Below are 23,744 nucleotides of genomic sequence, written 5' to 3'. Positions count from 1 at the left end.
ACTCACCGGCGCCATAAAGTTTGCCCGGCGGCGGACAACCGATCGCGGATCGGTTGCGTCCTTACTCCGAGCGGCCGGATCGGCTCGGGTGGAGGTTCAGTGGACGAGGCAGCCGAAGACGCGTTTCGCGGATTCGTCGCAGCGCGATCGGCGGCGTTGCTGCGCAGCGCGTACCTGCTGGTCGGCGACCGCGACCGAGCCGAGGACCTGCTGCAGACCGTGCTCATCAAGACCTACGTGAAGTGGCAGCGCATCCGGGACCCCGGTGCGGTCGAGGGGTATGTCCGACGCGCGCTGGTCACCACGGCCAGCTCGTGGTGGCGGGGCCGGCCGTACCGTGAGCGACCGTTCGCCGCGCTGCCGGAGAGCAGCGGGGCGGACGAGCTGCACGTGCGACTGGAGCAGGACACGATGTGGCAGCACCTGCTGGCGCTGCCGGCGAAGCAGCGCGCCGTGCTGGTGCTGCGCTACTACGAGGGCATGGGCGAAGCGGAGATCGCCGAGGTGTTGGACATCTCGCGGGGCACGGTGAAGAGCCACAGTTCCCGGGGCCTCGCCGCACTGCGCCGCCTAATGGAGCGGCAGGACGCAGAAGTGGGGTCGGTGACACCGTGAACGATCGCGTTGAGGAGCGGCTCGGCAGCACGCTCGAGCGCCGGGCCGGGGCAGTGGGGGAGGGACCCCGATTCTCCACGGAGGACATCGTGCATGCCGCACGCTCGGCGGCTCGACGCCGCACCACGCGGATCCGGATCTCCGTTGCCACGACGGTGGGCCTCACGGTGATGGCGATCGTTGCCGCGCCCACTCTGACCAACGCGGTGCGACGTCCGGTCGAGCCGGCGCCGGCGCCGGCGGTGTCCACGTCCACGTCCCACACGCCGCCGCGCAGCCTGCCCACGAAGTGCCCGGTCGAGCGCCTGCCGGTGCCGCCGCACAGCGTCATGGACATGGTGATCAACATGGATCCGACCGGGCGCTACATCGTGGGCCGGACCAACCCCGGCGGAAAGGGGGGCCGGCTCGACATGCTGATCTGGGACAACGGCCACCTGCAGGTGGTGCGGGTGCCCGGTGACCAGCAGTTGCCGGCGGACATCAATGCCAGCGGCGTGGCGGTCGGCACCAGCGGTGTCGCGGGCCGACGGGCCTGGATCTACCGGGACGGCGCGGTGACGTATCTGCCGGGCGAGCGGCCCACCGTCGCCAACGCGATCAGCGACGAGGGGGTCGTGGTCGGTTGGGACACCCGTCAACGACCGGTGGTGTGGCGGTCACCGTCGGAGCAGCCGGCCGCACTGCCGACGCCGAGCGGTGTCTGGGAGGGCGAGGCCCGGGACATCGCCCCGGACGGCACGATCGTCGGCATGCTCAACCGGCAGGGGGCCAGCATGCCGCAGGCAGTCGCCTGGTTGCCCGACGGCGCGTTGCGGCAGCTACCGTTACCGGTCATCGCAGGCGAGAAGGCCCTTGGGTCCTGGGCGGGGTCGATCGCCGGCGACTGGGTCGCGGGCATCGCGAAGGGTCCGCGCGCCGACGCGCCGACACTGTGGAACCTGCGCACCGGAGAGGTCAAGACGTTTCCCGAACTGGGCTTCGGCGGCCGCGCTGTGAGCTCGGACGGCTGGCTCGTCGGCAACCAGGAGGGGCGCGCGTCGCTGGTCAGCCGCCGGGATGCGCTGTTCCTGCCCGACCTGAACAACCACCGGACCAGCATGGCCAACCTTGCCGTGGCGATCAGCCAGGACGGGCGTCTCATCGCGGGCGACGGGTCGGCCGGCGGTGCGCTGCCTGTCCCGGTGGTCTGGCGCTGTCGTTGACCGGACCATGGGTGGGCGGACGCGTCGCCAGGCCGCCGCTGGGTCAGCGATGGTGTCGGAGGCGATCCCAGCTGCCCGGCGGCTCCAGCCGTACGGCGCCCACGATGGTGACCTGCCGGCCGGCCACCGTGGCTACGGCGGCGAACCCGGTCGGCGGCCTACCTGCCACGCCGGACGACCCGCACGCCGAACGCGATCGCACCGATGACGAGCGCGCCGCCCAGGAGTTGGAGACCCGGCGAGTCATCGGCCTCCCCGTGCACCATGCCGGCGACGCCGAGTGCCATGCCGACGAGGGCGAGGAGATACTTCATGATTCACTCCTCGACCCACTCCAGCAGATCGCCGGGCTGGCAGTCGAGCACCCGGCAGATGGCTTCCAGCGTGCTGAAGCGGATCGCCTTGGCGCGACCGTTTTTGAGCACCGCGACGTTCGCCGGAGTGAGCCCGACCCGCTCGGCGAACTCGCCCACGCTCATCTTGCGCTTGGCCAGCTCGACGTCGAGGCGCACGACGATGGGCATCAGATCACCGCTTCCATGTCGGTCTGCAGGGTGGTGGCCTGCCGCAGCAGTGCGCGCATGACCACCATCAGCAGCCCCAGCACCGCGACGCCGATCAGCGTCAGGAACAGTAGGACCGGCAGGCCGGGGTCGTCCGCGTGGAAGCCGGCGTAGAGGAACACGCTCAGGAGCACCACCCACGCGGCGGCGATGGTCCACACGATGGCATCCACCCAGACCAGGGACGCCGGGCTGAAGATGCGGTCCTTCCTGACCAGGGTGAGCAACTTCCAGGTGCACACGATGACCACCTGGACGCACAGCACCCAGAACACCGTCACGGTGGTGGCCGGCCACCGCAGGTAGGCCAGATCCGGGTTCTCCCGGGCCATGTGGGCGAACTGCCCGGGCAGCGAGAGGGTCTCGAACGGGACCAGGACCCCGAACAACACCACGAGGAAGACTCGGAGAGCGGACACCGCTCGACGCTCTGTGACCATGTATCGACTATCACTTGATACCTATCGAAAGTCAATAGGTTCTGCCGGCCTCCGGCCCTGCCCGGAGCCAGCCTTAGCCGGTCGTTAAGTAACCGGGGCGACTGGTGCGTTCGGCGACAACACTGGGCAGACTGAGCGGATGCCCGCGCCCGTCCCCGCCACCCACCGCCGGCCCCGTACCCGGAAACTCGTCGCGGTGGTTGCCGCGCTCGCGATGGCGGTCGGCGTCGGTGCCTGGTCGCTGCGGGACCGGGTCGTCGGCGACGGCGAGGCGCCCGCCGTCGGCGCGCCGCAGGTCGGCGGTTCGGCGGTCTGCGCCGGCCGGCCGGTCCGAGCGCCCCGCGAGCTGCGCGGCATGTGGATCACGACGGTCAACAACATCGACTGGCCGAGCCGGCCCGGCCTGCCGGCCGAGATGGTACGGGCGGAGTTCCGGGGCTGGCTGGACCTGGCGGTGCGGCGCAACCACAACGCGGTCTTCGTGCACGTGCGGCCGAGCGGGGACGCGCTCTGGCCGTCCGCGTACGCGCCGTGGTCGCAGTGGCTGACCGGGCGACGCGACGGCCGCGACCCGGGCTGGGACCCGATGGAGTTCATGGTCGCCGAGGCGCACGCCCGCAACCTGGAGTTCCACGCCTGGTTCAACCCGTACCGGGGCGGCCAGCCGGCCACCGTGGGTGGGCCCGGCCCTCGGCTGGACCGGCTCGCGCCCAACCATCCGCTGCGGCAGCACCCCGACTGGGTGGTCACATATCCCAGCGCCGACCGGCCCGGCAGCCGCCTCTACTTCAACCCGGGCATCCCCGAGGCGCGCGCGTTCGTCGAGGACTCGATGCTGGAGGCGGTCCGGCGGTACGACATCGACGGGGTGCACTTCGACGACTTCTTCTACCCGTACCCGGAGGCCGGGCAGGACTTCCCGGACGGCGCCGCGTTCGCCCGGTACGGCCGGGGGTTCACCGACAAGCACGCCTGGCGCCGGGACAACGTGAACACGCTGGTGCGGGAGATGAGCGAACGGATCAAGGCGATCAAGCCGTGGGTGAAGTTCGGCATCAGCCCGTTCGGCATCTGGCGCAACGCGCGCACCGACCCGGCCGGATCGGCGACCGCCGGCCTGCAGAGCTACGACGACATCTACGCCGACACCCGGCTCTGGGTACGGAGGCAGTGGCTGGACTACGTCGTGCCGCAGCTCTACTGGCACATCGGGTTCGCCAAGGCCGACTACGCCCGGCTGCTGCCCTGGTGGGCGGCCACGGTGCAGGGCACCCGGGTGCAGCTCTACATCGGCCAGGCCGACTACCGGGTGGGGGAGCGCGGCGCCTGGCGCGACCCGGCCGAGCTGGACCGCCAGCTCGCCCTCAACCGGCGGTACGGGGTGAGCGGGAGCGTGCACTTCAGCGCCCGGCAGGTACGCGCCGACAAGCTCGGCGCCGTGAGCCGGTACAGCCAGGCGCACTACGCCGGCCCGGCGCTGCTGCCCCCGATGGCGCAACTGCCGGCCGCGCCGCCGGCCGCACCCACGGTCACCGGCGCGCGCCGCGACGACACCGGCGGCGTGGCGGTGCGCTGGCGCGGGCCCGGCGCGACGAGCTTCGCCGTCTACCGGGTCGACGGCGAGGTCGCCCGGCTCCTCGGCACCACCCGGTCCACCGGCTGGGTGGATCGGACCGCCCCGGCCGACGGCCCGCTGTCCTACTGCGTCTCCGGCCTGGATCGCAGCGGCAACGAGGGCCGGCCCAGCACGCGGGCCTCCGTCGCCGGGTAGCGGGAGACGCGCCGGTCAGACCCGGGCCGCGGCCAGGGCCGGGGCCAGGTCGGCGACGGTGGCGACGGTGGCCTGGGCGGGGAAGACCCGGTCGAGCAGGAACGCGTGCACCTCCGGGTCGGGGTCGGCGCACCCGTCGGCGAGAACTACCACGCGGTAGTCGCGGTCGGCGGCCTCCCGCACGGTCGACAGCACCACCCCGCTGGTGCTCCAGCCGGCGAGCACCAGCGTGTCGACGCCGCGGCCGCGCAGTTGCTCGTGCAGGTCGGTGGTGGAGAAGGCGCCCACCCGGGACTTGCGGGCCAGCACGTCACCCGGCTGTGGGGCGAGGTCGCCGTGCACCTGCGTACCGGGGGCGTCGGCGTGCAGGGCCGGTCCCAGCTGCCGCGCGAGCGCCGCGAAGCGACTGTGCTCGGGCACCCGCCCGTAGTCCTCGTCGGCGAAGCCGACCCGGACGTAGCCGACCTGGCCGCCGTGCCGGCGGACCACGTCGAGGGCGGCCCGGACGCGGTCCAGCTGGGCGGCGGCGTCGGGGATCCGGGCGACCAGGAGCGGCTGGTAGTCCATCACCAGCAGGGCGGTGCGAGCCGGGTCGAGGGTGAGGGTCATCGGTGTTCCTCCGGGAGTGCGTGCTCGGGGTGATCTGACGCGGGCCGGGCCCTCACGCGGCGCAGGGAGCCGTCCAGCAGGGTGAGGACCAGCAGCGTGACCGCGCCGGCCAGCAGGAACCAGGCGAGCTCGTGCAGGCCGGGGGTGCTGGCGCGGGGGCCGAAGAAGGCGCCGGTGGCGGCGGCGGCGCCGATCGCGCCGAGGTAGGCGAAGGTGCGCAGCAGCCCGGCCGACGACGCGATCCGCGCCGGGTCCGCCTGGTGGTAGACGGCGTTCTGGTTGCCGAGGCTGAGCAGGCCCTGCGGGATCCCGAAGCACACCACCAGCAGCACCAGCAACCACACCGGGGTGGTGCCGCCCACGACGAGCAGCAGAGCGCAGCCGGCCACCTGCAGGGCGGCGCCGACCACCAGCTTGGCCCTGATCTCCGGGCGCCGGCCGGTCACCGCGGAGGCCAGCAGGGCGGAGCCGCTGAGCGGGAGCAGGAGCAGGCCGGCCTGGGCGGGCGACAGCCCACGACCGTCCTGGAGCCACTGCGAGACGCCGTAGAGGACGGCGTACATGGTGAGGCCGGCGAGCAGTTGGCGGGCGTACGTCGCGATCAGGGCGAGGTTGCCACCCAGCACGCGCAGGTCGACGAAGGGGACCGGGGCGCGGAGTTCGCGCACCACGAAGCCGGTGCCCGCGACCACGGCGCCGACGAGCAGCCGGAGGTCGGCGACCGTGGGCTCCATGAGGAACAGCAGGAGCGCGCCGAGCGTCACGGCGAACAGGACGATGCCCGGCACGTCCAGGCCGACCGGCTCGCGGGTCGCCGCCCGCGCCGACCGTGGCATCCGCCGCCAGCCGACCGCGAACGCGGCGAGCGCCAGCGGGACGTTGACTGCGAAGGTCGCCCGCCAGCCACCGAGACCGATCAGCAGGCCGCCCAGCGTCGGGCCGACGACCGCGACGGTCTGGCTCGACACCGCCAGCACCGTGAGCAGGCCGCTGGGGCTGTCCCGGCCGGTGCGCCGGGCCTCGGCGCGGATCAGGTACATCGCGGCGGGGTAGCCGGCGCAGGTGCCCAGCCCGAGCAGCACCCGCGCCGCGACGAGAACGGGCAGGTCGGCGGCGAGCGAGCCCAGGGCGCCGGCGACCCCGACGAGCACCGTGCCGGCGAGGAAGAGCCGCCGAGGTCCGTGCACGTCGACCAGCCGGCCCGCCACCGGCTGCCCGATGGCGGTGGCCAGATAGAGCGCGGAGACCAGCCAGGCGGTCTGGGACGTGGGAATGTCCAGCGCCCGCCCGATCGGGACGAGCGCGACCGCGATGATCGAGGTGTTGAGCGGGTTCAGCACCGCGCCGAGGACCATCGGCGCGATCAACCGGCGGTCGAAGCCGGCCGGGGCGCTGCGGGCTTCCGGCGTGGTGGCGGCCCTCATCGCAGGGTCGCCCGCTCCACCAGGGCGAGCGCTCGGATGACCGTCTCCAGCTCCGCGCCGGTGAGTTCTTCCCGCAGCGCCGTCGCCAGCCACTCGTCACGCAGGCGGCGGGTGTCGCTGATCCAGGCGCGGCCCGCGTGGGTGAGCGCGAGGCGCTGGCGGCGGGCGTCGTCGGGATCGGGGTCGCGGCGGACCAGGCCCCGGTCGACGAGCACGGCCACCGTGGCCGCCATCGACTGGGGACGCACCCGCTCGGCCGCCGCCAGCTCGCTCGCGGTCGCCGAGCCGCTCTCCTCGAGGCGCTTCAGCACGGCGGTCTGCGACGGGCTGAGCCCGTCCTCGCCGCGCAGCTCGCGCAGGCGCCGACGCAGCCGGCTGAACACGACGACAAGGTCACGGGCGGCGACGAGCGCAAGGTCGTCGCTCGCGCCACCGGTCGGATCGGGAGTCCCAGGCACGGCTCCCAGCCTAGATAGTCAGTCTGAACTGACAAGTTCAGACTGACGAATTTCCGTGTGGGCCCGGTCACCACGTGGCGGCGGGTGCCGTGTCCGGATCCGGCCACGAAGGATGTCTTCACATGGGAAACATCGCCACGTAGCCTGCCTGAAACGATTCATGACGGCGGAGGCAGGCGTGACCCCTCGGATCCCCGAACCCCAGCCGCTGCTCCGGTCCCGGGCCACCGTGGTCGCGGCGGCCGTGATCGTTCTCGCCACGGTCGTCGCCGGCGCCCCACCGGCGCTGGCCGACCCGGGCCACGCCCCCGACGCGCCGGCCGCGCTGACCGTGGACGACCGGACCCGGCCACTCAATGTGGAGGGCGCCCCGCGCTTCGGCTGGTCGCCCCGGGACGTCGACCCGGGGGAGACCCAGACCGCCTACCGGATCACCGTCACGGCGGCCGGCGGCGAGCTGGTGTGGGACTCCGGCAAGGTCGCCTCCGCGCAGCAGTCCTATGTGCCCTACGGCGGGCCCGCCCTGCGCGCCGGCGCGGCGTACGAGTGGACGGTCCGCACCTGGGACCGCACCGGCCAGCAGTCCCCGCCCGGCACCGGCGCCTTCGAGACGGGCATCTCCGACGCCCAGTGGGAGGGCGCCAACTGGATCCGCCGCGCCACCACCGAGGCCGACGACTACACCCTGGCCCGCACCGACGTGCACCCGAACGACAGCCCGGTGGTCCGCGCCCGCGCCTACACCGCCGCCGACCACACCTACGAGCTGTACCTCAACGGCACCCGCGCCGACCGTGGCACCTCCTTCGGCTACCCCGGCGAGGACTACTACCAGGCAGCCGACGTCACTGACCTGGTACGCGCCGGCGAGCCGCTGGCCATCGGGGTGCGCTACCACTGGTACGGCAGCGGCCAGGGCCGCCCCGCCGGCGCCCGCGGCCTGCTGATGAAGCTGGTCGTCGAGCACGCCGACGGCACCCGGGAGGTGTTCGTCACCGACGGCTCGTGGCGGGTCGCCCGGGACTCCCGGTTCGTCGCCGGCGCCGAACGCCGAAACGGCGAGGGCGACCGGGTCGAGCGGCAGGACGCGCGCGCCGAGGTGACCGGTTGGACCCGACCCGGCTACGACGACAGCGTCGCGCCGTTCACCGCGCCCGAGGTGGTCGGGGCGCACCCGAACGCGACGTACCCGCACCTGATCGGCCAGGAGACCCGGCTGGCCGAGACCACCGTCGCCCCGGTGGCGCTGCGCACCGCCGACGACGGCACGGTGGTCGCCGACTTCGGCGTGGTCATCCCGGCCCGCCCGGCCGTACGGTTCGACGCCGGCGTGGCCGGGCGCACGGTCACCGTGCGGGCCGGCTACGCCCTCACCGAGACCGGCCGGGTCGCCACCTCCACCCTGCAGTCGCAGGGCACCAACATGAGCTTTCCGTACGTCCAGAAGGACGGTCCGCAGGAGTTCCGCGCCTTCACCCACCTCGGCTTCCGCTACCTGGAGATCCCCGACGCCGGTGAGGACATCACGCTCGACGACATCTCCGCGGTCGTCGTGCACACCGACGTTCCCGCCGGCCGGGAGGCCACCTTCACCAGCTCGGACGCCACCCTCGACGCGGTGTGGACGATGCTGAGGCGCTCCGCGCTGTACTCGGTGCAAGAGGCGTTCGTCGACACGCCCACCCGGGAGAAGGGCCAGTTCCTCGGCGACGCCGCGAACATCTCGTACGCCACCATGGGCGCCTTCGGCGAACGCGACGCCACCCAGCAGGCCATCCGCGAGTTCCTCCGCTCCGCCGCCCGCTACTGGACCACCGGCGACGACCGGGGCCGCTACAACGCCGTCTACCCCAACGGCGACGGCAAGCGGGACATCCCCGACTACTCGCTGATGTTCGTCGACTGGGTGTGGCGGTACTGGACCGAGACCGGCGACCGGGCACTGCTCGCCGAGGCGTACCCGGCCGTCCGGGACACCGCCGACTACGTGCTGCGCCACATCCCGGCCACCGGTCCGACCGCCGGCCTGGTCACCGAGCTGGCCGGAGGCAGCGGCGCCTACCGCTACGGCATCGTCGACTGGCCCGAGCCCGGGCGGTTCGGCTACGACATGAGCGCCGCCGCCCGGACCACCATCAACGCCCAGGGCGTCGACGTGCTGCGCACCACCGCCCGGATGGCCGAGGCGCTCGGCCGGCCCGCCGCCGAGGTCGGCACGTACGACGGCCGGGCCGGCGACCTCACCGACGCGATGAACGCCCGGCTGCGCCGCGCCGACGGCAGCTACGTCGACGGCCTGTCCGCCACCGGCGAGCAGAGCGGCCACGCCGGCCAGCACGCCACCTCGTACGCCATCGCCCACGGCGTGGCCCCGCGCGCCGACCTGCCGGCGCTGGCCGACCGGCTCGCGGCGATGGGCATGAAGCAGGGGCCGATGACCGCGCACTGGCTGCTCCGGGCGCTCGCCGACGCCGGCCGGCCCGACGCGGTGCTGCGGCTGCTGACCGACCCGGACGACCTGGGCTGGGCGAACATCCTCGCCCAGGGCGGCACCTTCACCTGGGAGGCGTGGACCCTCGACCCCGGCACCAACTTCAGCCAGTCCCACGGCTGGGGTTCGCAGGCCCTGGTCGACGTGCAGGAGACCCTGCTCGGCGTCCGCACCGCCAGCCCGGGCGCCGCCGTGGTCGACGTGGCGCCGCCGGCGACCGGGCTCGACCACGCGGCCGGCACCGTGCCCACCCAACGCGGCCCGGTGCGCCTCGACTGGCGGCGCACCGGCGCCGGCCTGCAGGTCGACCTCGAGGTGCCGGTCAACGTCACCGCCCGGGTCGCCCTGCCGCTCGGCGACGGGACGTCCTACCGGGCGGCCGGTCCGAGCAGGGCCACCTTCGTCGGGATCGAGGACGGCCGCGCCGTGTTCGAGGTGGGCTCGGGCCGGTCCAGCTTCCACCCGGTCGCCGACGCCGCCGCCCAGCCCCGCTGACCCCGTCCCGGCCACCGACCGGCCCGGACGCCGCCCACGAGATCGGTGCGGACCGCCGCACCCAGAAGGGTGAGAACCATGACGCTCACGACGCGGCGCCGACCCGTGCTCGCCACGGTTCTCGCCCTGATCCTCGGGCTGACCCCGACGGCGGTGACGGCGGGCCCGGTGGCCGCCGCCGAGCCGGCGGCCGCACCGCTCGCGGCGGTCGGGCTGACCACCGAACGGGCGACCGACCCGATCGGGCTGGACGTGGCGCGGCCCCGCCTCGGCTGGCGGATCGAGTCCGCCGCCCGGGGCGTGATCCAGGAGTCCTACCAGGTACGGGTCGCCACCAGTCCGGCCCGCCTCGACGACGCCGACGTCTGGGACAGCGGCCGGGTCAGGTCACGGCAGAGCACCCTCGTCGCCTACGCCGGTTCGGCGCTGCGGCCGCGCACCCGCTATGTCTGGCAGGTCCGGGTGTGGGACACCGAGGGCCGCACCTCCGGGTGGAGCGCCCCCGCCTCCTGGGAGACCGGCGTACGGGGCGCCGAGGGCTGGCAGGGCGACTGGATCGGGCTGCCGCCACCCACCGATACCTGGACCGACTACACCGTGCAGACGACCGTGCGCCTGGAACGGGACGCGGCCGGCATCTTCCTGCGCGCCCACGGCCCCGCCAACGCCTACATGTGGCAGTTCTCCATCACCGGCGGGACCGCGAAACTGCGCCCGCACGTCCGGGTCGACGGCGCCTGGAGCGTGCTCAAGGAGGTGCCGCTCGGCGCGGTCGTGCCGGCCGACACGCTGACCGCCCCGCACACCCTGCGCATCACCGCCGCCGGTGACACCTTCACCACCTGGGTCGACGGCACCCAGGTCGACGTCACCCGCAACGCCGCCCACGCCGGCGGCTCGGTGGGCCTGCGCACCAGCGGGAGCGAGACCGGCGTCTTCTCCGACTTCTCCGTGACCCGGGGCGGCGACTCCCTCTTCGCCGCCCCGCTCACCGACGGCGAGAACCCGTTCGGCGGCGGCACCCCCACCACGGGCGGCCTGCGGGTCACCGGCGACACCGAGGCGATGCTCACCGCGCTGGACGCGAACCCGCTGCTGCGCCGGGGCTTCCGGGTCGACGGGGACATCGCCCGCGCCCGCGTCTACGCCACCGCGCTCGGTGTCTACCGGTTGTCGGTCAACGGCCGGCGGGTCGGCGACCACGAGCTGGCGCCCGGCTGGACCGACTACCGCAAGCGGGTGCAGTACCAGACGTACGACGTGACCAGCCAGCTCCGCCAGGGGGACAACGCCCTCGGGGCGATGCTCGGCGACGGCTGGTACGCCGGGACCATCGCCTGGTTCGGCACCGACAACTACGGGTCCCGGCCGCACCTGAGCGCGCAGCTGGTCATCGACTACACCGACGGGCGCACCGAGACGGTCCGCACCGACGGCTCCTGGCGCGCCACGCCCGGCCCGTTCCTGCAGACCGACCTCATCCACGGCGAGATGTACGACGCGCGGCGGCTGCCGGCCGGCTGGGACGCACCCGGCTTCGACGACGCCCGCTGGTCACCCGCCACCGTCGACGACCCCGGCGCCACCGGTCCGATCGTCGCGCAGGCCGACCCGCCGGTGCGGGTGGTGCAGGAGCTGCCGGCCCGGACCCTGACCCAGCCCACCCCCGGCACCTGGATCTTCGACCTCGGCCAGAACATGGTGGGCAAGGTCCGGCTGAAGGTCGACGGCCCGGCCGGCACCACGGTGCGCATCCGGCACGCCGAGGTGCTCAATCCCGACGGCACCGCCTACACCGCCAACCTGCGCTCGGCCCGGGCCACCGACCGGTACACGCTGCGCGGCGCCGGCGCGGAGGTCTACGAGCCGGCGTTCACCTTCCACGGCTTCCGCTACGTCGAGCTGACCGGCTTCCCGGGCACCCCCGACCTGGCCACCGTCACCGGCCTGGTCATGCACACCGACGGCGGGCTCACCAGCGAGTTCGAGACCTCCAACGCGATGGTGAACCAGCTGCACAGCAACATCACCTGGGGCCAGCGCGGCAACTTCCTGTCCATCCCCACCGACACCCCGGCCCGCGACGAGCGGCTCGGCTGGACCGGCGACATCAACGTCTTCGCCGAGACCGCGACGTTCAACATGGACAGCCTGACGTTCCTCAGCAAGTGGCTGCAGGACCTGCGCGACGCGCAGTCGGCCAACGGGGCGTACCCGGACGTCGCGCCGCGCGCCTGCTGCGGCGACGGCGCGACCGGATGGGCCGACGCCGGCATCACCGTCCCGTACACCCTCTGGCAGCGCTACGGGGACACCCGGGTCATCGAGGAGCACTACGCGTCGATGGTGCGGTACGCGTCCTGGCTGCAGAGCACCAGCTCCGGCAACCGGCGCACCAACGCCGGCCCGTACCTCGACTGGCTCAACCTCGACGACCCGACACCCGCCGGCGTCATCGGCACCGCCTACTACGCGTACAGCATCCGCCTGCTGGGCGAGATGGCCGCCGCCATCGGCAGGGACGCCGACGCGGCCCGCTACGCGGCGCTGGCGAAGGACATCGGCCAGTCCTTCGTGGACACGTACGTCGCCGACGACGGCACCGTGCAGGGCGACAGCCAGACCGGGTACGTGCTGGCGATCGGGATGAACCTGCTGCCCGAGCCGGTGCGCGCCAAGGCCGCCGACCGGCTCGTCGCCAACGTGCGCCGGCACGACTGGCACCTGTCCACCGGCTTCCTCGGCACCCCGGACCTGCTGCCGGCGCTGAGCGACACCGGACACGGCGACGTCGCCTACCGGCTGCTGCTCAACGACACCTACCCGTCCTGGGGCTACGAGATCGGCAAGGGCGCCACCACGGTCTGGGAACGCTGGAACTCGATCATGCCGGACGGCAGCTTCGGCGACGTGTCGATGAACTCCTTCAACCACTACGCCTACGGCGCGGTGGGGGACTGGATGTACCGGACCGTCGCCGGCATCCAGCCCGACCCCGACAACCCCGGCTACGCCCACCTCACCTTCGCGCCCCAGCCGGGCGGCGGCCTCACCTCGGCCCGGGCGTCGTACCGGGCGGCCCAGGGGGTCATCGGCAGCGACTGGAGCCTCGACGCCCGCGGCGACATGCGATTGCGCCTCACCGTCCCGGGGAACACCACCGCGACCGTGCGCATCCCGGCGCCCGGCCGGCACGCGGTCACCGAGGGCGGGCGGCCGGCGGACGAGGCCGACGGCGTGCGGTTCGTCCAGATGGACGGCGCGGTCGCCGTCTACGAGATCGGATCCGGCTCCTACTCCTTCGCCGTCGACCGGGTGCTGGGCGACCTGGGCGACGCCGCCGACACCGTACGGGCGGCGACGGCGCTGACCGACGAGCTGGCGGCGGACCTGGGCCGACCGGTGGTCGAACACCTGCGCGCCCAGCTCGGCAAGCTCGCCGAGGAGACGAGCGAGGCGCGGACGGCCTACCTCGCCGGCGACAGCGTCGCCGCCGCCACCGACGTGCACCGGGCCCTGGCCACCGCCGCCGACCTGGATCGCTGGCTGCGTACCCAGGTCGGCGTCGGTCGGCTCGACGCGGCGCGCGCCGATCGGTTCAGCACCCTGCTCGCCCGGGTCGACCAGCGGCTCTCCGCGGCATCCTCGGCCCTGGTCGGCGCGGTGGTCAAGCTCGACCTGCCGGTCGGCGAGCGGCTGCCCGGCGACGTCGTGCCCGCCGGCGTCGTCGTCGCCAACGGGGGCACCGAACCGCTGACCGGGGTGACCACCACCCTGCGCGCACCCGACGGCTGGACGGTGACCCCGGTCGGCGACCAGGCCACCACCGTCGCCCCCGGCGCCACCGTGATTCACCGCTACGAGCTGCGGATCCCCGCCGGGCAGTCGCCGGCGACCGTGTCCCTCGACGGGTCCGCCGGCTACCGCCACCAGGGCGGCACCGCGACCCTGCCCGTCGCGGGCACGATCACCACCGCCCCGGCCGTGGTCATCGTGTCGGCCTCCGCGACCCCGACCGCCGTGGCCCCCGCCGCCGCGACGACCGTCACCGCCGTGCTGCGCAACCGGGCCACCGTACCGGTCACCGGGCGGCTCACCACCACCGCGCCGGACGGCTGGCACGTGGCGCCCGGCGCGATCGGATACGATCTCGCCCCCGGCGCGGAGACCACCGTGTCGACCGTCCTCACCGCGCCGGTGACGGTGACCGAGGGGCCGGCGCAGGTCACCCTCGCCACCGGTGGGACGGAGGCGGAACGCCGCACGCTCGCGGTCCCGGTCCGGTTCACCAACCCGCCGCCGGACGCGTACGACCACGTCGACCTGGGCGACGCCGCGTCGGAGCAGGCGCACCACCTTTCCGCCTCGACCTACTCGGGCACCAACACCGAGGCCGGGCTGACCCGTCGCTACACCAACGTCAGCTACCCCGGCGGCTGGTTCGAGTTCGACCTCGCCGTCGCGCCCGGCGAACCGTTCGTGCTGCGCGCCGTCGAGACGTACGACCAGGCGCAGCTGAAGGACTACGAGGTCGTCGTCGACGGGGTGGTGGCGCACGCCCGCTCCTGGCGACGCACCGACGGCGGCGTCGGCTCGGTCACCTACCAGTTCGTCGTCGACCTGCCGGACGCGACCCGCGACGGCGTGGTGCGGGTGCGGTTCCGCGACACCGGGGACGGCTACGACCCGTCCGTCGCCGACGTCTGGTCCGCGCCCCTGCCGTCCTGACCCACACCACCATCGCCTCGAGGAGAGAAATCCATGGCGCAGACACCCCCACCGGTCCCGCCGCAGGGTACGGAGGTCAGCCGCCGGTCGCTGCTCGGCTGGGGCGTCGCCGGAGCGGGCGCCGTGGCGCTCGGCGCGACCACCGCCGCGCCGGCCGCGACGGCCGCCCCGGATCCCGGCACCGGCGCCGGCCCGCTCGCGGTCGGCCGCGCCCGCACCGAGTACGCCGACCAGCTCCTCGGCACCGACGTCGCGCAGCCCCGCTTCTCCTGGACCGGCACCGCCCTCGGCCACGGCGCCACCCAGAGCGCGTACCAGGTGCTGGTGGCCAGCAGCCCGGACCGGCTCACCCCGGACGCCGCCGACGTGTGGGACTCCGGCCGGGTGGCCTCGGCGCGATCCGTCGGCGTGCCGTACGCCGGCCCGCCCCTGGCCGCGCGCACCCGCTACCACTGGACGGTACGGCTCTGGGACGGCGCCGGCCGGGAGAGCGGCTGGAGCACGCCGACCTGGTTCGAGACCGGCCTGCGCGACGAGGGCTTCGGCGCGGCCCGCTGGGTCGGCGCGCAGCCGGACCTCGAGCAGGCGCCGCTGGACTTCGCCGGCGTGTCGTGGATCTGGACCCCGGGCGCCACCGCCGGCAACGCGCCGGCCGGCACCCGCTGGTTCCGGGGCCGGCTCGCCCTCCCCGCCGGCGTCGAGATCGCGGCCGCGTACCTCGTCGTCACCGCCGACGACGACTACACCGCCTACCTCGACGGGCGGCAGGTGCTGTACGCCCCGCAGCAGACCGACGGCTGGAAGACCGCCGAGCTGGCCGACGTCACCGAACTCGCCCGCGCGGCCGTCGGCGGCACGCTCACCCTGGCCGCGGTGGCCACCAACCGGCCCGGCCCCTCGGTCAATCCGGCCGGCCTGCTGGCCAAGCTGGTGGTGACGACCACCTCCGGCGAGCGGCTGCTGCTGGTCACCGACGGCACCTGGCGCAGCACGGACACCGAGCGCCCCGGCTGGCAGGAGGCCGGGTACGACGACACCGGCTGGACCGGCGTGGCCGTGCTGGCCCCGTACGGGCAGGGCCCGTGGGGCGGCAACGTCACCGTGCCCCAACCCCGGGCCCTGGACCTGGCTGGCGCGTCCTGGGTGTGGGGACCCGGCGCGACGGTGAACAACGCACCCGTCGGCCCGCGCTGGTTCCGGGGCCGGCTGGCCCTGCCCGCGGGGCTCGACGTCGCGTCCGCCCGGCTGATCATGAGCGCCGACGACGACTTCACCGCCTACCTCGCCGGGCAGCTCACCCTGTCCGCACCCCAGCAGACCGACGGCTGGCGCACCGCCCGGATCGTGGACGTCACCGAGCCGGCCCGCAAGGCCGTCGGCGGCGACCTGGTGCTGGCCGCGATCGCCACCAACCGGGCCGGCGCGTCGGTCAACCCGGGCGGCCTCATCGCGAAGCTCGTCGTGCGCACCGCCGACAGCCGCGAGCTGGTGCTGGTCACCGACGCCGGCTGGCGGACCACCGGCACCCTCGAGTCCGGCTGGGAGCAGCCGGGGCACGACGACTCGGCCTGGTCGCCGGTGGTGGTGCTCGCCCCGTACGGGCAGGGGCCGTGGGGCAGCGGCATCGAACCGCCGGTGGAGGAGCGACCCGCACCGCTGCTGCGCCGCGCGTTCCGGCTGACCAAACCGGTGGTCAACGCCCGGCTGTACGTCAGCGGACTCGCCTACCAGGTGCTGCACCTCAACGGGAAGCGGGTCGGGGACGCGGTGCTGGACCCCGGGTTCACCGACTACGACGACACCGTCCTGTACGTGACGCACGACGTCACCGACCTGCTCGCCGAGGGGCAGAACGTGCTCGGCGCCGAGCTGGGCCGCGGCTTCTACGGCATGACCACCCGCAACGTGTGGCGCTGGCACCAGCCGCCGTGGCACGGCGAGCCCCGACTGCTCGCCCGCCTCGTCGTCGCGCACCCTGACGGGTCACGCACCGAGATCGTCAGCGACGACGCCTGGCGGATCACCTCGGGCCCCACCCGGTCCAACTCGTTGTACGCGGGGGAGACCTACGACGCCCGGCAGGAGCCGGCGGGCTGGTCGACCTCCGGGTTCGACGACTCCGACTGGGCGGGGGCGAGCGTCCTGGACGCCCCGGCCGGCACGCTGCGCGCCCAGGAGCACGAGCCGATCCGGGTGGTCGAGTCCGTCGCCCCGGTCACCCTCACCTCGCCCCGCGGCGGCGTGTGGGTGGCCGACTTCGGCCGGACCACCGCCGGCTGGGTGCGACTGCGCGTCTCCGCCCCGGCCGGCACCACCATCCGCATCCTGTACGGCGAGAAGGTGCGCGCGGACGGCACCGTCGAGGCGGCCAACGGCAACGTGCAGAGCGCCCGGTTCCAGCAGGACGAGTACGTCGCCCGGGGCGGTGGCGAGGAGGTGTGGGAGCCGAGCTTCTCCTACAAGGGCTTCCGGTATGTCCAGCTCGACGGTCTGCCCGGCGCGGCGACCACGGACACCGTCACCATGCGGGTGGTGCACTCCGACGTCCGCGACGTCGGCGAGTTCCGGTGCAGCGAACCGCTGTTCGAGCGGTTCGAGCAGATGATGCGCCGGACGGTGCGCAGCAACCTGCACGGCATCCCCACCGACACCCCGATGTACGAGAAGAACGGCTGGACCGGTGACGCGCAGGTGGCCGCCCCCACCATGGCGGGCCTGCTCGACCTGTCCCGGTTCTTCACCAAGTGGCTCGGCGACCTGCGCGACAGCCAGGTCTCCTCCGGGCAGGTGCCGGTGATCGTGCCCAGCGGCGGCTGGGGCTACCAGGAGTTGGCCCCGGCGCCGGAGTGGACGACCGTCTACCCGTTCCTGCTGCGCGAGATGCACCGGTGGTACGGCGACGACCGGCTGCTGCGGCAGCACTGGCAGCCGGTGGCCGACTACCTGGAGTGGGAGCTGGGCCGGCTGCGCGACGGGCTGGCCGTGACCGCCCTCGGGGACTACCTGTCGCCGGGCACCGGCGGCAACCCGCCCGAGGACACCCGGCTCACCGCCACCGCGTATTTGCACCGGGCGCTGCTGGCCACCGCCGAGGTCGGCGAGCTGACCGGCCAGGACGCGCAGGCCGCCCGGTTCCGTACCGCGGCCGCCGGGCTGCGGGACCGGCTCAACGAGACCTTCCTGGACCGGGCACGCGGCCTCTACCGCACCTCCCGCGACCCCGGCTACCGGCAGACCTCCAACGCGGTGCCGCTGGCGTTCGGGCTGGTGCCCGACGAGCTGGTCGGCGCGGTGGTGGACAACCTGGTGGCCGACATCCGCGACCGGGGCTGGCACCTCAACACCGGCTGCCTCGGCACCAGCGTCCTGCTGCCGGTGCTGACCGCGCACGGCCACGCCGACGTGGCCGCCCGGGTGGCCCTGCAGCGGACCTACCCGAGCTGGGGCTACTGGGTGGAGAACGGCGCCGACACCATGTGGGAGATGTGGCCGACGTCGACGCGCTCACGCCAGCACTACTTCCACGGCACCGTGGTGCAGTGGCTCTACGAGCACGTGGCCGGCCTGCGCCCGGTCGCCGACGGCTGGGGACGCGTCGTGGTGCGGCCGGACGCTCGCGCCGAGGTGTCCGCCGCGTCGGCGGCGGTGGACACGGTCCGCGGCCGGGCTTCGTCGGCCTGGCGGATCGAGGACGGCACGTTCGAGCTGACCGTGCAGGTGCCGGTGGGCGCCACCGCCGAGGTGCACGTGCCCGCGGCGCGGGCCGAGGATGTGGAGGCGTCCCCGGGCGGCCTGGTGACCGCCCGGCGGATGGCGGACGGCTACCTCGTGCACACCGTCGGCGCGGGCACCTGGCGGTTCGTCAGCAGTTCCGCCACCTGAGCACGCCGACGACGCCGGCCGCGCGGGGGGCGCGGCCGGCGTCGTCGTGCCGGGCCGCCCGCGCGGTCAGCGCCGGGTGCGTCGGGGCTGCTCGCTGGAGCGGCGTACGACCAGCTCCGGCTGGAACACCACGTGCCGGTGCCGGTGCTTCTCGCCGGCGGCGGCCTCCTCGAGCAGGAGTTGGGCGGCGGTGCGGCCGAGCTGCTCGCGGGGTTGGCGCACCGACGACAGCGGCACCGCCGCCGCGCCGGCGAACTCGATGTCGTCGTAGCCGACGATTGCCAGGTCGGCGGGCACCCGCAGGCCCCGCGCGGTGACCTCCTGCAGCACGCCGAGGGCGATCAGGTCGTTGGCGCAGAAGACGGCGGTGGGCCGCTGCCGGGCGGGCAGGGCCAGCAGTTCCTCGGCGGCGCGCCGCCCGGCGGCGACGGTGAGGCTGGTGGTGGTGGCCACCCGCAGATCGGCGCCGCCGCCGCGTTCGTCGAGGGCGGCGGCGGCCCCGGCGTGCCGGTCGGCGACCTGGGCGATGGAGAACGGGCCGCCGAGGTACGCGATGCGCTGGTGGCCCTGCTCCAGCAGGTGGTCCATGGCCAGCCGGCCGCCGAGCACGTCGTCCACGGCCACCGAGCAGCGGCTGGCCCGGCCCGAGCCCCGGTCGACGAGCACCACCGGGATGCCGCGGTCGACGAGCTTGTCCAGGTTCGGTTGGCGGCCGTGGCCGACCGGGGTGATGAGCACCCCGCGGACCCGCTGCTCCTCCAGCAGTTCCAGGTGCCGGCGTTCCCGGGCGTTGTCCTCGCCGCTGTTGCAGACGACGAGCATGGCGCCGGCCTCCTCGACCACCTGCTCGGCGCCGCGCACCACGTCGGTGAAGAACGGGTTGGCCACGTCCAGCACGACGATGGCGACGGTGCGGCTGTGCCCGGCGCGCAGCTGGCGGGCCGAGTCGTTGCGGACATAGCCGAGTTCGCTGATGGCGTCGAGCACCCGTTGCCGGGTGGCGGGGGCGACCGTGTCGGGCCGGTTCAGCACGTTGCTCACCGTGCCGAGGGAAACGCCGGCGTGCCGGGCCACCTCCTTGATGTTCGCCGCTGCCATGGGCTCCCTCGAGGTCGTGCGATGGGGTGGTTGCGGCCCGCTCGCGGGCGGGCGCGGTGGCCGCGGTGCGGTCGCGGCCGGACGGGTGCCGGTCGAACAGGTCCGACCGGCTGACGACGGGCAGTCTATAGCGCCTAAAACGTTTCATCCAGCCGGCCCGGATGCCCGGCGCGCCCCGATTCTTCCTCCCGCGGGGGATGACGCAAGCGGTCGGAAAGCCCGCTCCAGCAACAGGCAAGAAATCGGCGGGAAACTCTTGACGCTCACGAATGGCTGCCCCTACCGTCCATGCACAACCAATGAAACGATTCAGGAGGGGATCGGATGAGCCCCGGCGCATCGGGCGCGGACGGCGCTCCGCTGCTGGAACTGGACGGCGTGACGAAGTCCTTCGGGGCCGTCGCCGCGCTGCGCGGGGTGCACCTGGCGCTGCACTCCGGAGAAGCCCACGCCCTCGTCGGGGAGAACGGGGCCGGCAAGTCCACCCTGGTGAAGACCCTGGCCGGCGCGCACGCCCCGGACACCGGCCGGATCACCCTCGACGGCCGACCGCTGGAGCTGCGCGGGCCCGCCGACGCTCGGGCCGCCGGCATCGCCGTCATCTACCAGGAGCCGACCCTCTTCCCGGACCTGTCGGTCGCGGAGAACATCTTCATGGGCCGGCAACCGCTGCGCGGCCTGCGGCGCATCGACACCCGGACGATGAACCGCGACGCCGAGCGGCTGTTCGACCGCCTCGGCGTACGGATCGACCCCGCCCGCCCGGCGCGCGGGCTGTCCATCGCCGACCAGCAGCTCGTCGAGATCGCCAAGGCGCTCTCCTTCGACGCCCGGATCCTGGTCATGGACGAACCGACCGCCGCGCTCTCCGGCGTCGAGGTGGAGCGGCTCTTCGGGGTCGCCCGGTCGCTGTGCGAGCGCGGCGCGGCCGTGCTGTTCATCTCGCACCGCTTCGACGAGGTCTTCGACCTGTGCCAGCGGATCACCGTGCTGCGCGACGGGGCCTGGGTCTCCAGCGACCGGACCGCCGACCTCACCGTCGACGAGGTGGTGCGGCGCATGGTCGGCCGCGAGGTGTCCTCGCTCTACCCGAAGCAGGACGCCCGGCTGCGCGACACCCTGCTGGAGGTGCGCGGGCTCAGCCGCGCCGGCGTCTTCTCCGACGTGTCCTTCTCCGTCCGCGGCGGCGAGATCGTCGCCCTGGCCGGGCTGGTCGGCGCCGGACGCAGCGAGGTGGCTCGGGCCATCTTCGGCATCGACCGCTACGACGCCGGCGAGGTGCGCGTCGCCGGCCGGCCCCTGCCGCCGGGCAGCCCGCGCAAGGCGATCGCCGCCGGCATGGCGCTCGTCCCCGAGGACCGCCGCCAGCAGGGCCTGGTCATGGAGCTGTCCGTGGAGCGCAACGCCACCCTCGCCCGCCGCCGGGCGCTGAGCCGGCTCGGCCTGCTTCTCGGCGGCGCCGAGCGGGCCGAGGCCCGGCGCTGGACCCGCCGGCTGCAGGTCAAGAGCGCCCGCCTCGCGGCCCCGGTGGCCACCCTCTCCGGCGGCAACCAGCAGAAGGTCGTCCTCGCCAAATGGCTGGCCACCGAGCCCCGGATCCTGATCATCGACGAACCCACCCGCGGCATCGACGTCGGCACCAAGGCCGAGGTCCACCGGCTGCTGTCCGAACTGGCCGGCGAGGGCCTGGCGATTCTGATGATCAGCAGCGAGCTGCCCGAGGTGCTCGGCATGGCCGACCGGGTCCTGGTCATGCACGAGGGACGCGTGGTCCGCGAGCTGCCCCGGGCCGAGGCCGACGAGACCTCCGTGATGTTCGCCGCGACCGGCCAGGGAGAAACGGCATGAGCCTCACCGACACCGGTACGCCCGAACGGGTCGCCGACAACCCGCCCCCCGGCGCCGGCCGGTCCCGGCGCGGTCTCACCGAGCGGCTGCTCGCCGTCCGCGAGCTGAGCCTGCTGCTCGCGCTCGGCGCGCTGATCCTGGTCACCACGCTGCGCAACGACCGCTTCCTCAGCGCCCAGAGCATCAAGGACCTGCTGCTGGGCTGCGCGATCCTGGTGATCCTCGCGGTCGGCCAGACCCTGGTCATCGTCACCCGCAACGTCGACCTGTCCGTCGGGTCGATCCTCGGGCTGGTCGCCTTCGCCACCGGTGAGCTCTTCCTCGCCGCGCCCGGCACTCCCTGGCCGGTCGCCCTCCTGCTCGGGGTCGCGCTGGGTGCGGTGTGCGGCGTGGTCAACGGCGGTCTGATCGCGGTGGCCAAGGTGCCGGCGCTGGTCATCACCCTGGGCACCCTCTACGCCTTCCGCGGCGTCGACTACTACTGGGCCGCCGGCCGGCAGATCAACGCCGCCGACATGCCCCGGTCGTTCCTGCGCCTGGGCAACCAGACGGTGCTCGGCGTACCGGTGCTCTTCCTGGTCGCGCTCGTCGTGGTCGCCGTCGTCGGCTTCTACCTGCGCTCCTACCGCAGCGGCCGCGAGCTGTACGCGATCGGCTCCGAGCCGACCGCCGCCCGGCTGTCCGGCATCCCGGTCGGCCGCCGGGTCTTCGCCGTATTCGTCGCCAACGGCGCGCTCGCCGGCCTCGCCGGCGTCCTCTACGCCGCCCGGTTCGGCACCCTCGACGCGGCCGCCGGCTCCGGCCTGGAACTCCAGGTCGTCGCCGCCGCGGTGGTCGGCGGGGTGGCCATCTTCGGCGGCAGCGGCAGCGCGTACGGCGCGGCGCTCGGCGCCGTCCTGCTCACCACGATCGGCAGCTCGCTGGCCGTCCTGCGCATCGACCCGTTCTGGCAGCAGGCCGTGGTCGGCGCGCTCATCCTCGCCGCCATCGGCCTGGACCGGCTCCTGGCCCTCCGGATGGCGGCCCGGCTCCGAGGGAGATCCGTCCATGGCGCATGACAGCCTGTACGCCGCGCCGCCGACCGGTGCGGACACCGAGCGGGAGGCGGGCCGCCTGGCCGGGCTGCGGGGCGCGCTCGGCACCTGGGACAGCGCGGTCGTGGCCGTCCTGGTGGTCGCCGTGCTGCTGGCCGGCCTGTCCGTGCAGAACTTCGCCACCGGCCGCAACGTCCAGTTCCTGCTGCTCGACCTGGTGCCGCTGGCCCTGCTCGCGCTGCCCATGACGCTGATCGTCATCACCGGCGAGATCGACCTGTCGGTGGCCAGCACGGTCGGCCTGAGCAGCACCCTGATGGGGCAGATGTGGCTGTCCAGCGGGCTGTCCCTGGAGCTGATCTGCGTCCTGGTGGTGCTGATCGGCGCGGTGCTCGGCGCGGTCAACGGCCTGTTCGTCACCGGCTTCGGGCTGCCGTCGCTGGCCGTGACCATCGGCACCCTCGCCCTGTACCGGGGACTGTCGTTCGTCGTGCTTGGCGACCAGGCGGTGGCCGACTTCCCGGCCAGCTGGACCGCCGCCGCCGTGCAGGCCATTCCCGGCACGTCGATCCCCGCCGCGGTCGTCCCGGTGCTGCTGCTGGCGCTGGTGTTCGGCGTCGTGCTGCACGCCACCCCGGTCGGGCGGGCGTTGTACGCCATGGGCAACAACGACGAGGCCGCCACGTTCGCCGGCGTGTCGGTGGCCCGGACCAAGTTCTGGCTCTTCGTGGTCTCCGGGGCCGTCGGCGGGCTGGTCGGGATCTTCTGGACCCTGCGCTACGCGAGCGCCCGCGGCGACAACGCCACCGGCCTGGAGTTGACCGTGGTGACCGCCGTGCTGCTGGGTGGCGTGTCCATCTTCGGTGGCCGCGGCGGCCTGCTCGGCGTGGTCGCCGGCGTCCTGCTGCTCGGGGTGCTGCGCAACGCGTTGCAGCTCGCCGACGTCGACGCCAACGCGCTGACCATCGTCACCGGAACCCTGCTGATCGTTTCCGTGGTACTGCCCAACGCCGTCGCGGACGTCCGCGCCCGGCTGCACCGCCGACGGCGACGCGCGCAGCTCAGCGCGTCGTGACCGTCGCC

Annotated in this window: 16 protein-coding genes; 9 read left to right on the top strand and 7 right to left on the bottom strand. The window is 73.9% G+C overall.

From position 1 onward, the window contains the following. Positions 1 to 99 precede the first annotated feature (99 nt). A complete protein-coding gene (locus ACZ6S5_RS21085) occupies positions 100 to 615 on the top strand; it encodes a SigE family RNA polymerase sigma factor (protein WP_466002858.1) in 516 nt (171 codons plus the stop codon). Continuing rightward, on the top strand, positions 612 to 1,820 hold the full coding sequence (locus ACZ6S5_RS21080) for a hypothetical protein (RefSeq protein ID WP_466002856.1): 1,209 nt from the start codon (positions 612 to 614) through the stop codon (positions 1,818 to 1,820). Before ACZ6S5_RS21085 ends, ACZ6S5_RS21080 begins: the two co-directional genes overlap by 4 nt. 158 nt (positions 1,821 to 1,978) lie before the next feature. Here ACZ6S5_RS21080 and ACZ6S5_RS21075 read toward each other — a convergent pair whose 3' ends face one another. The 3 genes from ACZ6S5_RS21075 to ACZ6S5_RS21065 are packed head-to-tail and all read right to left on the bottom strand — an operon-like array spanning position 1,979 to position 2,802. Further along, complete coding sequence (locus tag ACZ6S5_RS21075) at positions 1,979 to 2,134, bottom strand: hypothetical protein (RefSeq protein ID WP_466002854.1); 156 nt, start codon at positions 2,132 to 2,134, stop codon at positions 1,979 to 1,981. Between the two features lie 3 nt (positions 2,135 to 2,137). Further along, entirely contained in the window at positions 2,138 to 2,344 is a 207-nt protein-coding gene (locus ACZ6S5_RS21070) for a helix-turn-helix domain-containing protein (RefSeq protein ID WP_452308246.1), read from the bottom strand. Further along, positions 2,344 to 2,802: a DUF2975 domain-containing protein gene (locus ACZ6S5_RS21065; protein WP_466002851.1), complete on the bottom strand. Its 459-nt coding sequence runs from the start codon at positions 2,800 to 2,802 to the stop codon at positions 2,344 to 2,346. The genes ACZ6S5_RS21070 and ACZ6S5_RS21065 overlap by 1 nt, the downstream gene beginning before the upstream one ends. 160 nt (positions 2,803 to 2,962) lie before the next feature. Here ACZ6S5_RS21065 and ACZ6S5_RS21060 point away from each other — a divergent pair, with 160 nt between their 5' ends. Next, complete coding sequence (locus ACZ6S5_RS21060; RefSeq protein ID WP_466002849.1) at positions 2,963 to 4,594, top strand: glycoside hydrolase family 10-like protein; 1,632 nt, start codon at positions 2,963 to 2,965, stop codon at positions 4,592 to 4,594. 15 nt (positions 4,595 to 4,609) lie between these two features. On the opposite strand, the gene ACZ6S5_RS21055 is transcribed toward ACZ6S5_RS21060, so the two are convergent. Genes ACZ6S5_RS21055 through ACZ6S5_RS21045 form a run of 3 tightly spaced genes read right to left on the bottom strand, consistent with a single transcriptional unit; the run spans position 4,610 to position 7,085 of the window. Further along, positions 4,610 to 5,203 carry a cysteine hydrolase family protein gene (locus ACZ6S5_RS21055; RefSeq protein ID WP_466002847.1) on the bottom strand — a complete coding sequence of 198 codons (594 nt, stop codon included), beginning with the start codon at positions 5,201 to 5,203 and terminating at the stop codon, positions 4,610 to 4,612. Beyond that, complete coding sequence (locus ACZ6S5_RS21050) at positions 5,200 to 6,627, bottom strand: MFS transporter (RefSeq protein WP_466002845.1); 1,428 nt, start codon at positions 6,625 to 6,627, stop codon at positions 5,200 to 5,202. The genes ACZ6S5_RS21055 and ACZ6S5_RS21050 overlap by 4 nt, the downstream gene beginning before the upstream one ends. Continuing rightward, on the bottom strand, positions 6,624 to 7,085 hold the full coding sequence (locus ACZ6S5_RS21045) for a MarR family winged helix-turn-helix transcriptional regulator (protein WP_466002843.1): 462 nt from the start codon (positions 7,083 to 7,085) through the stop codon (positions 6,624 to 6,626). Before ACZ6S5_RS21045 ends, ACZ6S5_RS21050 begins: the two co-directional genes overlap by 4 nt. Positions 7,086 to 7,263: 178 nt before the next feature. Between ACZ6S5_RS21045 and ACZ6S5_RS21040 the strand changes: the two genes are divergently transcribed. From ACZ6S5_RS21040 to ACZ6S5_RS21030, 3 genes are all read left to right on the top strand, one after another. Continuing rightward, positions 7,264 to 10,071: a family 78 glycoside hydrolase catalytic domain gene (locus tag ACZ6S5_RS21040; RefSeq protein WP_466002841.1), complete on the top strand. Its 2,808-nt coding sequence runs from the start codon at positions 7,264 to 7,266 to the stop codon at positions 10,069 to 10,071. A gap of 78 nt (positions 10,072 to 10,149) precedes the next feature. Continuing rightward, positions 10,150 to 14,799, top strand: a complete 4,650-nt coding sequence (locus ACZ6S5_RS21035; protein WP_466002839.1) for a family 78 glycoside hydrolase catalytic domain — start codon at positions 10,150 to 10,152, stop codon at positions 14,797 to 14,799. A 33-nt stretch (positions 14,800 to 14,832) separates the two neighbouring features. Further along, the gene (locus ACZ6S5_RS21030; RefSeq protein ID WP_466002837.1) at positions 14,833 to 18,681 is read left to right on the top strand and encodes a family 78 glycoside hydrolase catalytic domain; all 3,849 of its coding nucleotides are present in this window, start codon (positions 14,833 to 14,835) and stop codon (positions 18,679 to 18,681) included. A gap of 66 nt (positions 18,682 to 18,747) precedes the next feature. On the opposite strand, the gene ACZ6S5_RS21025 is transcribed toward ACZ6S5_RS21030, so the two are convergent. Then, positions 18,748 to 19,779: a LacI family DNA-binding transcriptional regulator gene (locus tag ACZ6S5_RS21025; protein ID WP_466002835.1), complete on the bottom strand. Its 1,032-nt coding sequence runs from the start codon at positions 19,777 to 19,779 to the stop codon at positions 18,748 to 18,750. Between the two features lie 324 nt (positions 19,780 to 20,103). Here ACZ6S5_RS21025 and ACZ6S5_RS21020 point away from each other — a divergent pair, with 324 nt between their 5' ends. Genes ACZ6S5_RS21020 through ACZ6S5_RS21010 form a run of 3 tightly spaced genes read left to right on the top strand, consistent with a single transcriptional unit; the run spans position 20,104 to position 23,736 of the window. Next, positions 20,104 to 21,627 (top strand): sugar ABC transporter ATP-binding protein, encoded by a 1,524-nt coding sequence (locus ACZ6S5_RS21020; protein WP_466002833.1) that lies wholly within the window; start codon positions 20,104 to 20,106, stop codon positions 21,625 to 21,627. Continuing rightward, the gene (locus ACZ6S5_RS21015) at positions 21,624 to 22,685 is read left to right on the top strand and encodes an ABC transporter permease (RefSeq protein WP_466002831.1); all 1,062 of its coding nucleotides are present in this window, start codon (positions 21,624 to 21,626) and stop codon (positions 22,683 to 22,685) included. The genes ACZ6S5_RS21020 and ACZ6S5_RS21015 overlap by 4 nt, the downstream gene beginning before the upstream one ends. Continuing rightward, positions 22,675 to 23,736, top strand: coding sequence for an ABC transporter permease (locus ACZ6S5_RS21010; protein WP_466002829.1), 1,062 nt, complete (start codon positions 22,675 to 22,677; stop codon positions 23,734 to 23,736). Before ACZ6S5_RS21015 ends, ACZ6S5_RS21010 begins: the two co-directional genes overlap by 11 nt. The last annotated feature ends 8 nt before the right edge of the window (positions 23,737 to 23,744 follow it).

The sequence above is a fragment of the Micromonospora sp. NPDC051924 genome, from assembly GCF_055586005.1.
This window is presented reverse-complemented; position numbering and strand designations above follow the sequence as displayed.

Excerpts from the sequence above, each read along its gene's own strand:
- ACZ6S5_RS21055 (WP_466002847.1), bottom strand. The coding sequence starts at position 5,203 with ATGACCCTCACCCTCGACCCGGCTCGCACCGCCCTGCTGGTGATGGAC.
- ACZ6S5_RS21020 (WP_466002833.1), top strand. The coding sequence starts at position 20,104 with ATGAGCCCCGGCGCATCGGGCGCGGACGGCGCTCCGCTGCTGGAACTG.
- ACZ6S5_RS21075 (WP_466002854.1), bottom strand. The coding sequence starts at position 2,134 with ATGAAGTATCTCCTCGCCCTCGTCGGCATGGCACTCGGCGTCGCCGGC.
- ACZ6S5_RS21060 (WP_466002849.1), top strand. The coding sequence starts at position 2,963 with ATGCCCGCGCCCGTCCCCGCCACCCACCGCCGGCCCCGTACCCGGAAA.
- ACZ6S5_RS21070 (WP_452308246.1), bottom strand. The coding sequence starts at position 2,344 with ATGCCCATCGTCGTGCGCCTCGACGTCGAGCTGGCCAAGCGCAAGATG.
- ACZ6S5_RS21035 (WP_466002839.1), top strand. The coding sequence starts at position 10,150 with ATGACGCTCACGACGCGGCGCCGACCCGTGCTCGCCACGGTTCTCGCC.
- ACZ6S5_RS21010 (WP_466002829.1), top strand. The coding sequence starts at position 22,675 with ATGGCGCATGACAGCCTGTACGCCGCGCCGCCGACCGGTGCGGACACC.
- ACZ6S5_RS21030 (WP_466002837.1), top strand. The coding sequence starts at position 14,833 with ATGGCGCAGACACCCCCACCGGTCCCGCCGCAGGGTACGGAGGTCAGC.
- ACZ6S5_RS21050 (WP_466002845.1), bottom strand. The coding sequence starts at position 6,627 with ATGAGGGCCGCCACCACGCCGGAAGCCCGCAGCGCCCCGGCCGGCTTC.
- ACZ6S5_RS21025 (WP_466002835.1), bottom strand. The coding sequence starts at position 19,779 with ATGGCAGCGGCGAACATCAAGGAGGTGGCCCGGCACGCCGGCGTTTCC.
- ACZ6S5_RS21015 (WP_466002831.1), top strand. The coding sequence starts at position 21,624 with ATGAGCCTCACCGACACCGGTACGCCCGAACGGGTCGCCGACAACCCG.